This is a genomic window from Streptomyces aidingensis (assembly GCF_900112355.1).
Classification (GTDB): Bacteria; Actinomycetota; Actinomycetes; order Streptomycetales; family Streptomycetaceae; genus Streptomyces; species Streptomyces aidingensis.
Map to the genome: position 1 here is coordinate 319,359 of NZ_FOLM01000005.1, position 12,824 is coordinate 332,182.

At 73.5% G+C, this 12,824-nt stretch carries 10 protein-coding genes and 1 pseudogene; 8 read left to right on the forward strand and 3 right to left on the reverse strand.

Going from position 1 to position 12,824, the window contains the following annotated elements:
* Window positions 1-21 precede the first annotated feature (21 nt).
* The 4 genes from BM242_RS12490 (at window position 22) to BM242_RS12505 (ending at window position 3,109) form a co-directional block, all read left to right on the forward strand.
* Complete coding sequence (locus BM242_RS12490) at window positions 22-780, forward strand: YggS family pyridoxal phosphate-dependent enzyme (RefSeq protein WP_093838840.1); 759 nt, start codon at window positions 22-24, stop codon at window positions 778-780.
* Between the two features lie 116 nt (window positions 781-896).
* Window positions 897-1,517 carry a cell division protein SepF gene (locus BM242_RS12495; protein ID WP_093838841.1) on the forward strand — a complete coding sequence of 207 codons (621 nt, stop codon included), beginning with the start codon at window positions 897-899 and terminating at the stop codon, window positions 1,515-1,517.
* Window positions 1,518-1,609: 92 nt separating this feature from the next.
* Window positions 1,610-1,897, forward strand: a complete 288-nt coding sequence (locus tag BM242_RS12500) for a YggT family protein (RefSeq protein WP_093838842.1) — start codon at window positions 1,610-1,612, stop codon at window positions 1,895-1,897.
* A gap of 45 nt (window positions 1,898-1,942) precedes the next feature.
* Complete coding sequence (locus BM242_RS12505) at window positions 1,943-3,109, forward strand: DivIVA domain-containing protein (RefSeq protein ID WP_093838843.1); 1,167 nt, start codon at window positions 1,943-1,945, stop codon at window positions 3,107-3,109.
* 125 nt (window positions 3,110-3,234) lie between these two features.
* Here BM242_RS12505 and ileS read toward each other — a convergent pair whose 3' ends face one another.
* The gene (ileS, locus tag BM242_RS12510) at window positions 3,235-6,402 is read right to left on the reverse strand and encodes an isoleucine--tRNA ligase (protein ID WP_093838844.1); all 3,168 of its coding nucleotides are present in this window, start codon (window positions 6,400-6,402) and stop codon (window positions 3,235-3,237) included.
* Window positions 6,403-6,875: 473 nt separating this feature from the next.
* Between ileS and BM242_RS12515 the strand changes: the two genes are divergently transcribed.
* The 3 genes and pseudogenes from BM242_RS12515 (at window position 6,876) to BM242_RS12525 (ending at window position 9,370) form a co-directional block, all read left to right on the forward strand.
* Entirely contained in the window at window positions 6,876-7,550 is a 675-nt protein-coding gene (locus tag BM242_RS12515; protein ID WP_093838845.1) for a TraR/DksA family transcriptional regulator, read from the forward strand.
* A gap of 58 nt (window positions 7,551-7,608) precedes the next feature.
* Window positions 7,609-8,202: pseudogene (lspA, locus tag BM242_RS12520) on the forward strand (signal peptidase II); the annotation flags it as partial.
* 226 nt (window positions 8,203-8,428) lie between these two features.
* Entirely contained in the window at window positions 8,429-9,370 is a 942-nt protein-coding gene (locus BM242_RS12525; RefSeq protein WP_093838847.1) for an RluA family pseudouridine synthase, read from the forward strand.
* A gap of 16 nt (window positions 9,371-9,386) precedes the next feature.
* Here the strand turns inward: BM242_RS12525 and BM242_RS12530 are convergent, their stop codons facing one another.
* Complete coding sequence (locus tag BM242_RS12530; RefSeq protein ID WP_093838848.1) at window positions 9,387-10,472, reverse strand: mechanosensitive ion channel family protein; 1,086 nt, start codon at window positions 10,470-10,472, stop codon at window positions 9,387-9,389.
* Between the two features lie 95 nt (window positions 10,473-10,567).
* Between BM242_RS12530 and BM242_RS12535 the strand changes: the two genes are divergently transcribed.
* The gene (locus BM242_RS12535) at window positions 10,568-11,203 is read left to right on the forward strand and encodes a dienelactone hydrolase family protein (protein WP_093838849.1); all 636 of its coding nucleotides are present in this window, start codon (window positions 10,568-10,570) and stop codon (window positions 11,201-11,203) included.
* A gap of 23 nt (window positions 11,204-11,226) precedes the next feature.
* On the opposite strand, the gene BM242_RS12540 is transcribed toward BM242_RS12535, so the two are convergent.
* Entirely contained in the window at window positions 11,227-12,822 is a 1,596-nt protein-coding gene (locus BM242_RS12540; protein WP_093838850.1) for a serine/threonine-protein kinase, read from the reverse strand.
* Between the last annotated feature and the right edge of the window lie 2 nt (window positions 12,823-12,824).

The following is a 12,824-nucleotide window of genomic DNA, read 5'->3' on the forward strand; positions in this document are numbered from 1 at the left end:
GGGGGAAGCGGGGGGAACGGAATGGCCGTGAACGGGGACAAGGCGGACGAGCGGCGGCGGGAGCTGGCCGGCCGGCTCGCCCGGGTGGAGGAGCGCATCGCCCGCGCCTGTGACGCGGCGGGGCGCCCGCGCGGCGAAGTGACCCTGATCGTGGTCACCAAGACGTATCCGGCACAGGACGTCCGGCTGCTGGCCGGGCTGGGGGTGCGGCAGGTGGCGGAGAACCGTGACCAGGAGGCCGCCGGCAAGGCCGCGGCCTGTGCCGATGCGTCGCTGACCTGGCACTTCGTCGGTCAGTTGCAGACCAACAAGGCGCGCTCCGTGGTGCGCTACGCCGATGTGGTGCACTCCGTGGACCGGGCCCGGCTGGTGTCCGCGCTCTCTTCGGCGGTGCGTTCGCAGGGTCGTCCCCCGCTGGACTGTCTGGTACAGGTCGCCCTGGAGAAGGAGAACGGCTCCGGCTCCGGCGCGGACGCCGCCGGCCGGGGCGGGGCGGCGCCCGGCGAAGTACCCGGGCTGGCGTCGGCGATCGCCGACGCCCCGGGACTGCGGCTGGCCGGGGTGATGACGGTGGCCCCGCTCTCGGGGGCGTACGCCGGCCGGCCGCGGGCCGCCTTCGAGCGGCTGATGGATATCTCAAGGAGCCTGCGGGCGCAGGCTCCGGCTGCCACCATGGTCTCGGCGGGCATGAGTGGCGACCTTGAGGAGGCGATCGCCGCCGGAGCGACACATGTACGTGTCGGCAGCGCGGTGCTGGGAGTCCGCGCGGCGCTCCGGTAACGTCGCCTCAAGCGGATCACAGCCGAAAATATGGTCATTAGCGAGCAAAACGGGCAGAAAGGGTCCCCGGCGCCGGCAGGCCGGAGCCGGTCCCCACAGAGCGGAGGACGCAGTCGATGGCTGGCGCGATGCGCAAGATGGCGGTCTACCTCGGCCTGCTGGAGGACGACGGGTACGAGCGGCAGGGCTACGGCGACGACGACTTCGAGCCGGAGCCCGAGCCCGAGCGCGAACGCCGCCGTCCCCCGGCCGAGCTGGCACCCAGGGAGGACCCCCCCGAGCCGGTGCGGGTCATGCAGCCGCCGGCGCCCCGTGAGGCAGAGCCGCCGTCGGCCCCGCTGATGCCGGAAAGCAGGCGATCCGCCCGAATTGCGCCCGTGTCTTCCATCACATCCGATCGCCAGAATCTGGAGAAGAGCGCCCCGGTGATCATGCCCAAAGTCGTGTCCGAGCGGGAGCCCTACCGCATCACCACGCTGCACCCCCGGACCTACAACGAGGCCCGTACCATCGGAGAACACTTCCGTGAGGGCACCCCGGTGATCATGAACCTGACCGAGATGGACGACACCGACGCGAAGAGACTTGTCGACTTTGCGGCTGGTCTTGTGTTCGGGCTCCATGGCAGCATCGAGCGGGTGACGCAGAAGGTCTTTCTGCTGTCGCCTGCTAACGTCGATGTAACGGCGGAGGACAAGGCCCGCATCGCGGAGGGCGGGTTCTTCAACCAGAGCTGATCCGCCGGTGCGCAAGGGCGCGCGCCGCGCATGGAGAGGAAGGCGGTCCGGCCGGCAGGCCGGGCCAGAGGCAGGGGAGAGGGACAGGCAGGATGAACGTCGTTCTACAGGTGATCTATATCGCCCTGTACTGCCTGATCGGACTCCTGCTCTTCCGCCTGGTGATGGACTATGTCTTCATGTTCGCGCGGGCCTGGCAGCCCGGCCGGGCGATGATCGTCGCCCTGGAGGCCACCTACACTGTCACCGATCCGCCGTTGAAAGCCCTGCGGAAGGTCATCCCACCGCTGCGCTTCGGGGGTGTGGCGCTTGATTTGTCCTTCTTCGTGCTCATGATCATTGTCTGGATTCTGATCAGCTTCGTCGGCAGTGCGTTGTGAGTACGGTCATGCCGATGTGCCGACGACTTACGTTGAGGTGAAGAGATGCCGCTGACCCCCGAGGACGTGCGGAACAAGCAGTTCACGACCGTCCGACTCCGAGAAGGTTATGACGAGGACGAGGTCGATGCCTTCCTTGACGAGGTCGAGGCGGAGCTGACCAGGCTGCTGCGCGAGAACGAGGATCTGCGTGCCAAGCTGGCCGCGGCCACCCGGGCCGCGGCACAGAACCAGCAGAACATGCGCAAGCCCGACGGGCCGGGCGGCCCGCAGGATCGTCCCGGCGGACCGCCGGCCATATCCGGACCCGCCCCGGTGCCGCAGCAGGGCGGCCCCATGGGCGGCCCGCCGCAGCTTCCCGGTCCGGGCGGCCCGGGTGGTCCCGGGGGCCCCGGCGGACACCCGATGGGTCACGGCGGGCCGGGCGGCATGCAGCACCAGGGTCACCACGGCGGCCCGATGGGCCCCGGCGGCATGCAGCACCAGGGCCACATGGGCGGCCCCATGGGACCGGGCGGTCCCGGTGGGCCGGGCGGTCCCGGCATGCCGCAGCAGCAGCCGATGGGCAACGAGAGTGCCGCCCGGGTGCTGTCGCTGGCCCAGCAGACCGCGGACCAGGCGATCGCCGAGGCCCGCGCCGAGGCCAACAAGATCGTCGGCGAGGCCCGCAGCCGTGCCGAGGGCCTGGAGCGGGACGCCCGTGCCAAGGCCGACGCCCTGGAGCGGGACGCCCAGGAGAAGCACCGCGTGGCCATGGGCTCCCTGGAGTCCGCCCGCGCCACCCTGGAGCGCAAGGTCGAGGACCTGCGCGGGTTCGAGCGGGAATACCGCACCCGTCTGAAGTCCTACCTGGAGAGCCAGCTCCGCCAGCTGGAGAGCCAGGCCGACGACTCGCTGGCCCCGCCGCGCTCCGCCGCGCCCTCGCTGCCGCCGTCGCCGAGCCCGGCGCCGTCGATGGCCGGTGCGCCGGGCGGTGGCCCGATGGGCGGCACCATGGGCGGCACCATGGGTGCCGGGATGGGCAACGGCCCCTCGATGGGCGGCGGCCCGGGCGGTCCCGGCGGCGGCTCGCAGCAGTCGTACGGCGGCCAGCAGCAGATGTCCCCGGCGATGACCCAGCCCATGGCACCGGTCCGGCCGCAGGGTCCGCAGCCCATGCAGCAGGCGCCCTCGCCCATGCGAGGCTTCCTCATCGACGAAGACGACAACTGACGGCCGGCTGACGGCCACTCGACCGCCACTCGACCGCGCCGGTCCCCGGCACGGACCGGACACATCGCAGGCACATCGGCAGGGGCGCGGCCCGGACCTCGGTCCGGGCCGCGCCCCTGTGCGCGTCACTGCCGGCGCAGGCGGAAGGCCAGGTCCAGGGAGTCGTCGCGGAACTCCGGACCGAAGCCCTCCGGGGCCGGCTCGCCCGGCGCGTCCTGGGTGAAGCCGGTGGCCAGCACCTCACCGCTGATCAGCGCCTGGTGGTCGGCCAGGGCCCGGGCCAGCTCCTCGCTGCCGGTGTGCCAGCGGACCTCGATCCGGTCGGCCACATCCAGACCGCTGTTCTTGCGGGCCTCCTGGATCAGCCGGATGGCGTCCCGGGCCAGACCGGCCCGGCGCAGCTCCGGGGTGATCTCCAGATCCAGCGCGACCGTGGCGCCCGTGTCCGAGGCCACCGACCAGCCCTCGCGCGGGGTCTCGGTGATGATCACCTCCTCCGGGGAGAGCATCACCTCCTCGCCCTCGACCTGCACCGTGGCGGTGCCGGCCCGCAGCGCGGCGGAGAGCGCGGCGGCGTCCGCCGCCGCGATGGCCCTGGCCACCACCTGGGTCCGCTTGCCGAACCGGCCGCCCAGCGCCCGGAAGTTGCCCTTGGCGGTGGTGTGCACCAGGGAGCCGCCGATCTCGGAGAGCGAGGCCAGCGCGGAGACGTTCAGCTCCTCGGCGATCTGCTCGCGCAGCTCGTCGCTCAGCAGCTCGAAGCCCTGGGCGGCGATCAGCGCGCGGGAGAGCGGCTGGCGGGTCTTCACCCCGGACTCGGCGCGGGTGGCCCGGCCCAGCTCGACCAGGCGGCGGACCAGCAGCATGTCCCGGGACAGCTCCGGGTCGATCAGGGTGTGGTCGGTCTCCGGCCAGGAGGCCAGGTGCACCGAGTGCGGGGCCTGCGGGGTGACCGGGACCACCAGATCCTGCCAGACCCGCTCGGTGATGAACGGCACCAGCGGGGACATCATCCGGGTGACCGCCTCCAGCACGTCGTGCAGGGTGCGCAGCGCCGCCCGGTCGCCCTGCCAGAACCGGCGGCGGGAGCGGCGGACATACCAGTTGGAGAGGTCGTCCACAAAGGTGGAGAGCAGCTTGCCGGCGCGCTGGGTGTCATAGCGGTCCATGGCCGCGGTGACCATTTCGGTCAGCGCGTGCAGCTCGCTGAGCAGCCAGCGGTCCAGCAGCGGACGCTCCGCCGGGGCCGGGTCCTGGCCGGACGGCGCCCAGCCGGCGGTGCGGGCGTACAGCGCCTGGAAGGCGACGGTGTTCCAGTAGGTCAGCAGGGTCTTGCGGACCACTTCCTGGATGGTGCCGTGGCCGACCCGGCGGGCCGCCCAGGGCGAGCCGCCGGCCGCCATGAACCAGCGCACCGCGTCCGCGCCGTGCTGCTCCATCAGCGGGATCGGCTCCAGGATGTTGCCCAGCGACTTGGACATCTTGCGGCCGTCCTCGGCGAGGATGTGGCCCAGGCAGACCACGTTCTCGTAGGAGGACCGGTCGAAGACCAGGGTGCCCACCGCCATCAGGGTGTAGAACCAGCCGCGGGTCTGGTCGATCGCCTCGGAGATGAACTGCGCCGGGTACCGCTTCTCGAACAGCTCCTTGTTGCGGTGCGGGTAGCCCCACTGGGCGAAGGGCATGGAGCCGGAGTCGTACCAGCAGTCGATGACCTCGGGGACCCGCTCGGAGCGCAGCTCGCAGCCCTCCGCGGTGCAGGGGAAGCCGACCTCGTCGATGAAGGGGCGGTGCGGGTCCAGGCCGGAGGTGTCGGTGCCGGTCAGCGCGGACAGCTCGGCCATCGAGCCGACCACCGTGAGATGCCCCTCGCCGCAGCGCCAGACCGGCAGCGGGGTGCCCCAGTAGCGGTTGCGGGACAGCGCCCAGTCGACGTTGTTGGACAGCCAGTCGCCGAAGCGGCCGTGCTTGACCGACTCCGGCACCCAGGTGGTCTTCTCGTTCTCCCGCAGCAGCGCGTCCTTGACCGCGGTGGTGCGGATGTACCAGGACGGCTGGGCGTAGTAGAGCAGCGCGGTGTGGCAGCGCCAGCAGTGCGGATAGCTGTGCTCATAGGGCAGGTGCCGCAGCAGCAGCCCGCGCCGCTGAAGGTCCGCCACCAGGGCCTCGTCGGCCTTCTTGAAGAACTGGCCGCCGACCAGCTCCAGCTCCGGCTCGAAGGTGCCGTCGGCGCGGACCGGATTGACCACCGGCAGGCCGTAGGCCCGGCAGGTGCGCAGGTCGTCCTCGCCGAAGGCGGGGGCCTGGTGGACCAGGCCGGTGCCGTCCTCGGTGGTCACGTACTCGGCGGTGACCACGAAGTGCGCGCCGTCGCCGAAGGCGGCGCCGGGGATCAGCTCGAACGGGCGGCGGTAGGCCCAGCGCTCCAGCTCGCGGCCGGTGAAGGACTCGCCGGTGCGGCGCCAGCCCTCGCCGAGCGCCTTCTCCACCAGCGGATCGGCGACCAGCAGCGACTCCTCGCCGTCGGTGGCCACCACGTAGGTCACCTCGGGATGGACCGCCACCGCGGTGTTGGAGACCAGGGTCCAGGGTGTGGTCGTCCACACCAGCAGGGCGGCGCGGCCCGCCAGCGGGCCGGAGGTGACCGGGAAGCGGACGTAGACCGAGGGGTCCACGACCGTCTCGTAGCCCTGGGCCAGCTCGTGGTCGGACAGGCCGGTGCCGCAGCGCGGGCACCAGGGCGCCACCCGGTGGTCCTGCACCAGCAGGCCCTTGGCATGGATCTGCTTCAGCGACCACCAGACCGACTCGATGTAGGCCGGGTCCATGGTCCAGTAGGCGTCGTCCAGATCGACCCAGTAGCCCATCCGGCGGGTCAGCTCGGCGAACGCGTCCGTGTGGCGGGTCACCGACTCGCGGCAGCGGGCGTTGAACTCGGCGATGCCGTACCGCTCGATGTCCTGCTTGCCGCTGAAGCCCAGCTCCTTCTCCACCGCCAGCTCCACGGGCAGGCCGTGGCAGTCCCAGCCGGCCTTGCGGGCCACGTGGTAGCCGCGCATGGTGCGGTAGCGGGGGAAGACGTCCTTGAAGACCCGGGCCTCGATGTGGTGGGTGCCGGGCATGCCGTTGGCGGTGGGCGGGCCTTCGTAGAAGACCCACTCCGGCCGGCCCTCGGACTGCTCCAGGGTGCGGGCGAAGGTCTTGTTCTCGTCCCAGAACGCCAGCACCTGGTGCTCCAGGGCGGGGAGGTCCACCTGGGCCGGGACGGGGCGGTACTGCGGGGCTTGCGTCATCGGGGGCTTCCTCCGGCGGGACAGGCCATGCTCCGTGTTCCGTCGGAGGGACGAGACCGGCCGCTGCGCGGGGCCCCGCGGTACCACCCTCCTTGGCGCCGGCCCCGGTGCCTGGTGGCGGCACGGGGCGTCGCCCGCTCTTTTGTCGCGCTGCCGGGTCTAATGACCCCACGGGGAGATCCGCGGAGCGTTCTTCCGGCGGCTCCGGGGTGATCTTCGCGCCGCGCCGGCCCCCGGGCTCGCACCGTCCCCGGGTCGCTGCGGGCGGCTGACGACGCTACTCGTCCCCGTCATCGCCTTTCGCTCGGTCCAGTGTACGGGGACCGAGCGGGCGGGCACGACCGGTTATGGGGCCGCCGGGCGGGGCACAACGGAGAGGGACCGGCGCGCCCCGGTTGCCGCCCGCAAAGAGTCGATTTATCGTTCCGGACACGTTTCGCGGGCAAGATCACACCATTGAAGGAGCTGCGGCCATGGTGGCGAAGAAGAGCGCCGCACCCAAGGCGGACGAGCCGGCCGCGCAGCGGACCGCCGGGAAACGTTCCGCCGGCGCCGCCGGGCGGACGGCGCCGAAGACGACGGCGAAACCGGCCGCGAAACCGGCCGGGGCGCAGCAGAACGTGCAGCAGACGGCGGGGGAGGTCCCCGGGAGGGCCACGACGACAGGAGCCAAGAAGGTGGCAGCGAAGAAGAGCACGACGGCCCAACCGGACGCCGCCTCGGCGGTGCCGGCGGCCCGCCCGGCCGCCCCCGGCGACCTCGCGGTCCGCGCCGGAGAGGAACCCTGGACCGCGGAGGAGGTGACCGAGGCGCGCGACGAGCTGACCCGGGAGGCCGAGCAGTTGCGCGAGGAGATCAGCGCCACCGAGGCGGCGCTCTCCGGTCTGATGCGGGACTCCGGCGACGGCGCCGGGGACGACCAGGCCGACACCGGCAGCAAGAACGCCACCCGGGAGCACGAGATGGCGCTCGCCGGGAACGCGCGGGAGATGCTCTACCAGACCGAGCGGGCGCTGCGGCGGCTGGAGGCCGGCACCTACGGCCTGTGCGAGAGCTGCGGCAACGCCATCGGCAAGGCCCGCATGCAGGCATTCCCCCGGGCCACCCTGTGCGTGGACTGCAAGCAGCGCCAGGAGCGGCGGTTCTGAAGCACGCACCCGGGCAGCACCCTGCGGCAGGGGTGCCCGGGTGTCGTACGCTCGTTGCGTGACTGAGGCGGAGCGCACCATCGACAGACCGGACCGGCATCCCGGGGAGCGGGAGCCCGGAGCGGACGCGGACGGCCGCGAAGGCGTGGACGGCACGGCACCGCGCCGTGGCCGGCGGCGCGTCGGCGTGCTGGCCGGGGTGGCCGCGCTGGCCCTGGTGCTCGATCTGATCAGCAAGATCATGGTGGTGGAGTGGCTGGAGCGCCGCGCCCCGGTCGAGCTGATCGGGGACTGGCTGCGGCTGGAGGCGGTGCGCAACAGCGGCGCGGCCTTCGGCATGGGCCAGGCCCTGACCGTGGTCTTCACCTGCATCGCCGCCGCGGTGATCGTGGTCATCATCCGGCTGGCCCGCAAGCTCTACAGCACGCCCTGGGCGATCGCGCTGGGGCTGCTGCTGGGCGGCGCCATGGGCAATCTCGCCGACCGGATCTTCCGCGCGCCGGGCGTGGGCAAGGGAGCGGTGGTGGACTTCATCGCCCCCAAGTACTTCGCGGTGTTCAATCTGGCCGACACGGCCATCGTCTGCGGCGGCATTCTCATCGTGCTGCTGTCCTTCCGCGGGCTCGACCCGGACGGCACCCGCCACCGCGACGAGCCGGCGGACACCGGGGACACCGGGGATTCCGTGGACACCGCGGACACCGCCGACACCGCCGACACCGCCGACACCGCCGACACCGCGGACACCGGGGAGGCGGAGAAGCCCGAGCGGCCCGGGGAACCGGGGTCGCCGGGCAGCGGCGAGGCCGGCTGAGCCCCGCGGGGCCCGCCGCCCGCGGCGTGCGGCGGCGGCCCGCCCGTCCGGCATACTCGATCGGGTGAGTACGCTTCCCGAAACCCGCACCCTGCCCGTACCGGAAGGACTGGAGGGCGAGCGGGTGGACGCCGCGCTGGCCCGGATGCTCGGGTTCTCCCGCACCAAGGCCGCCGAACTGGCCGCGGCCGGCAAGGTCCGGCTGGACGGCACGGCGGTCGGCAAGTCCGAGCGGGTGACCGGCGGCGCCTGGCTGGAGGTCGAGATGCCCGCCCCGCCGGTCCCGGTGCGGCTGGTGGCCGAACCGGTCGCGGGCATGGAGATCGTGCACGACGACGACGACCTGGTGGTGGTGGCCAAGCCGGTCGGCGTGGCCGCGCATCCCAGCCCCGGCTGGACGGGCCCGACCGTGATCGGCGGACTGGCCGCGGCCGGATACCGGATCTCCACCTCGGGCGCGGCCGAGCGGCAGGGCATCGTGCACCGGCTGGACGTGGGCACCTCCGGGCTGATGGTGGTGGCCAAGTCGGAGCGGGCGTACTCCCGGCTCAAGCAGCAGTTCCGCGACCGCACCGTGGACAAGCGCTACCACGCGCTGGTGCAGGGCCATCCCGATCCGCTCAGCGGCACCATCGACGCGCCCATCGGGCGCCATCCGCAGCACGACTACAAGTGGGCCGTCACCGCGGCCGGCAAGCCCGCCGTGACGCACTACGACCTGGTGGAGGCGTTCCGCGCGGCCAGCCTGCTGGACATCAAGCTGGAGACCGGCCGCACCCACCAGATCCGGGTGCACATGGCCGCCCACCGGCACCCCTGCGTCGGCGATCTCACCTATGGCGCCGACCCCACGCTGGCCCGCCGGCTGCGGCTCGGCCGGCAGTGGCTGCACGCGGTGCGGCTGGGCTTCGAGCACCCGGCGGACGGCCGCTGGGCGGAGTACCGCAGCGGCTACCCGGACGATCTGCGGCACGCCCTGGACACCGTCCGGGCGGACAGCGCCTGAGCGGGCGGCGGCGGGCTCAGGAGGCGGTGGCGTGGCCGTCCGGCTGCGCGGCGGCCCGCTGCTCCGGCGCCAGCACCGCCGGAGCGGTGGGCACCCGGGGCAGGGCGTAGGGGTGGTGGGTGCGCAGCCAGGAGATCATCTCCTCGCGCACCGCGCAGCGCAGCGTCCAGGCGTCGTCGGCGTCCCGGGTGGACATGGCGGCCCGCACCACGATGGTGGTGGGCGTGGTGTCGGTGACCACCAGGCTCCAGGAGCGGCCGTCCCACTCCTTGCGGCCCAGCAGAAACTCCTGGAGCGCGGCCCGCATCTCGGGCACCGGCGTGGCGTAGTCGAGATGGAAGAAGGCGGTGCCGGTGATCTCGGTGCCGCCGCGCGACCAGTTCTCGTACGGCTTGCTGTTGAAGTACGACACCGGCATGGTCAGCCGCCGGTCGTCCCAGATCCGCACGGTGAGGAAGGCCAGGCTGATCTCCTCCACCACGCCCCACTCGCCGTCCACCACCACGGTGTCGCCGATCCGCACCGAGTCCCCGAAGGCCACCTGGAGGCCGGCGAAGAGGTTGCCCAGCATCGACTGGGCGGCCACACCGGCGATGATGCCTATCACCCCGGCCGAGGCGAGCAGTGAGGCACCCACGGCGCGCAGACCGGGGAAGACCAGCAGAATGGCGACCGCGGCGGCGACCACCGCCAGCACCGTGGTGACCACCCGGCGCAGCATGCCGAGCTGGGTGCGGAACTGCCGCACCCGGGCCATGTCGTCGGTGCGGGCGGCATAGGAGGCCAGGGTGTTCTCGGCCACCGCGCCCGCCGCCCGGATCACCAGCCAGGCGGCGGCGGCGATGGTCAGCATGGCGAGGATGCTCTTGATCGCCCGGTCCTGGTCCAGATTCAGCTCGGCCAGGTCGTAGGTGGCCCGCAGGGCCGCCGAGCCGAGCAGCAGTTGCAGCGGCAGCTGGCAGCGGCGCAGCAGCTCGGGAAGCTGGTTCTCAGGATGGCGTGCGGTGGCCGCGTGCAGGGCACGGTCGATCAGCCAGCCGGCCAGCAGCGTCACCGCGACGGTGCCGCCGAACACCAGGGCCGGCCGCAGTACGTCCTCCATGGGGGTGCAGCTCCTCCTCCGGTCGGCGTGCCTGCGGCAGCCGACGGGATTGTTGTGCGGGCGTCCGCGCACAGGCTAACCGGCGGGATGGGAGCATGGGATCCGCTCCCCCTCCCACCTGCCCGGAAGGTGCCGGTTCTGTGGCCGATGTCATGCTCTTCCACTCCGTCTGCGGTCTGCGGCCCGCCGTCCGGGACGCGGCCGGGCGGCTGCGGACCGCCGGCCACCGGGTGTGGACCCCGGACCTCTACGACGGCCGCACGGCCGGCTCGGTGACCGAGGGGATGGAACTCGCCGGGACCATCGGGCGGGAGGTGCTGCTGCGCCGGGCGGTCGCCGCCGCCGCGCCGCACGCGGACGCCGGGCTGGTCTACGCGGGGCTGTCCCTGGGCGCCGCACTGGCCCAGACCGTGGCCCTGGCGGACGGCGCGGCGCGCGGGCTGCTGATGCTGCACGGCACCGCGGACCTCCCCGAGGAGGCACGGGTGCGGGACGGGCTGCCGGTGCAGCTCCATGTGGCCGAGCCCGATCCGTTCGAGACCGAGGACTGGCTGGGCGCCTGGTATCTGCGGATGCGGCGGGCCGGGGCGGAGGCGGAGATCCACCGCTACCGGGGCGCCGGCCACCTGTACACCGACCCGGAGCTGCCGGACTGGGACGCGGAGGCGGCGGCGCGCACCTGGGCGGTGGCGCTGGACTTCCTCGCCGATCCGGACGCCGCGGGCGGCTGAGCCGCCGCGGCGCGCGGGCCGGCTCAGCGCTCGCAGCGCGGGCTGGAGCGGTCGTCGGGGAAACAGATGTACTGCCGGTCCCCGGCGTCGTGGCTGAGATAGCGGCCCACGCAGTCATTGGCGGTGGTGTGGCCCCGCCCGGCGCAGAAGTCCAGGGCGGCGCGGCCGTCGGGGAACGGGCCGGGGGCGTAGATCACCCAGAAGCCGGGGTTGAGCGAGGCGAAGTCGTCGCTGCGCAGCACCCGGGCCTCGGGCACCGTCTCGCGGACCGCGGCGAGCCGCTGGTCACGGGCGTCCGGGCCGTTGCCGGCCGGCTCGGAGAACAACTGCGCGATCCAGGTGCCGGCGCTGTCCTCGCCCGGGACGGCAGAACCGCCGGGGTCCGGCCCGGTGGACGGCTCCGCGGCCGGCCCGGGGGAAGGGGCGGTGAGGTCCTCCTCCGCGGGGCCCGGGTCCGGCCCGCCCGCCTCGTCGTCCGCCCCGCCGCCGTCCGGCCGGCGGTCCGCGGACGGGTCCGCCGCCCCGTCGTCCGGCTGCCGCCGCTCCTCTTCCCGGCCGGTCCCCGGGCCGCCGGTGCCGGCCGCGTCCGCGGTGCTCCCGCCCGCGCCGGTCAGCAGCCGGGCGGTCACCCCGCCGCCGATCAGCAGCAGCGCCAGGGCGCCGGCCAGCAGCGCGGCACGGGTCCTCGGGGCACGTGCGGGCGCGGTGTCCGGCCGGGGGGCCGGCACCGGCGGCACCGGCGGCAGGGGCCGCGGCGCGGGCGCGGGGCGTTCCGCCGCGGGGCGTTCCGCCGCGGCCAGCAGGGCGTCCAGCTCCGCGGCGTCCGGACGGGCCGCCGGGTCCTTCACCAGCACCGCCCGGAGCGCCGGGGCCAGCGGGCCGGAACGCACCGGCGGCGGCACCGGGTCCGTCACCACCGCGGCCAGGGTGGCCAGCGCCGTGCCCCGGCTGAAGGGCAGCGTGCCCTCGGTCAGCGCATAGAGCGTCATGCCCAGCGACCACAGGTCGGAGGCCGGGCCCTCCTGCTCCCGGACGCGTTCCGGCGCCAGATATTCGGGCGAGCCGATCACCTGGCCGGGCATGGTGACCGAGGCCGAGCCGTGCACCGTGGCGATGCCGAAGTCGGTGAGCACCGCGTCGCCGTCCTCGCGCAGCAGCACATTGGCGGGCTTGACGTCCCGGTGCAGCACGCCGGCCGCGTGCGCGGCGCGCAGCGCGGCCAGGATCTGGCGGCCGTAGCGGGCCGCACGGGCCGGGTCGACGGGGCCCTGACCGCGGCACAGGTCCGCCAGACTCCGGCCGGGCAGCAGTTCCATCACGATCCACGGCAGCGCTCCGCCGTCCACGATGTGATGGACGGTCACCACATGGGGGTGGCTGAGCCGGGCCAGGGCGCGGGCCTCCCGCATCGCGCGTTCGCGCAGCGCGGCGGCGGCCCCGGGATCGGCCGCCGGCTCCGGAGGCATCCGCATCTCCTTGAGCGCGACATCCCGTTCCAGGGCCAGATCGCGGGCCCGCCACACCGTGCCCATGCCCCCGTGGCCGAGCCGCTCCAGCAGCCGGAAACGGCCGTCGACGACTCCGCCGCCGCCGGCCGTTCCGTCGGCTCCTCCTGGCATGG

Bases quoted from the DNA above. Each gene is read 5' to 3' on its own strand.
- BM242_RS12500 (WP_093838842.1), top strand. From the start codon at position 1,610: ATGAACGTCGTTCTACAGGTGATCTATATCGCCCTGTACTGCCTGATC.
- BM242_RS12535 (WP_093838849.1), top strand. From the start codon at position 10,568: ATGGGATCCGCTCCCCCTCCCACCTGCCCGGAAGGTGCCGGTTCTGTG.
- BM242_RS12515 (WP_093838845.1), top strand. From the start codon at position 6,876: ATGGTGGCGAAGAAGAGCGCCGCACCCAAGGCGGACGAGCCGGCCGCG.
- BM242_RS12505 (WP_093838843.1), top strand. From the start codon at position 1,943: ATGCCGCTGACCCCCGAGGACGTGCGGAACAAGCAGTTCACGACCGTC.
- BM242_RS12495 (WP_093838841.1), top strand. From the start codon at position 897: ATGGCTGGCGCGATGCGCAAGATGGCGGTCTACCTCGGCCTGCTGGAG.
- BM242_RS12540 (WP_093838850.1), bottom strand. From the start codon at position 12,822: ATGCCAGGAGGAGCCGACGGAACGGCCGGCGGCGGCGGAGTCGTCGAC.
- BM242_RS12530 (WP_093838848.1), bottom strand. From the start codon at position 10,472: ATGGAGGACGTACTGCGGCCGGCCCTGGTGTTCGGCGGCACCGTCGCG.
- ileS (WP_093838844.1), bottom strand. From the start codon at position 6,402: ATGACGCAAGCCCCGCAGTACCGCCCCGTCCCGGCCCAGGTGGACCTC.
- BM242_RS12490 (WP_093838840.1), top strand. From the start codon at position 22: ATGGCCGTGAACGGGGACAAGGCGGACGAGCGGCGGCGGGAGCTGGCC.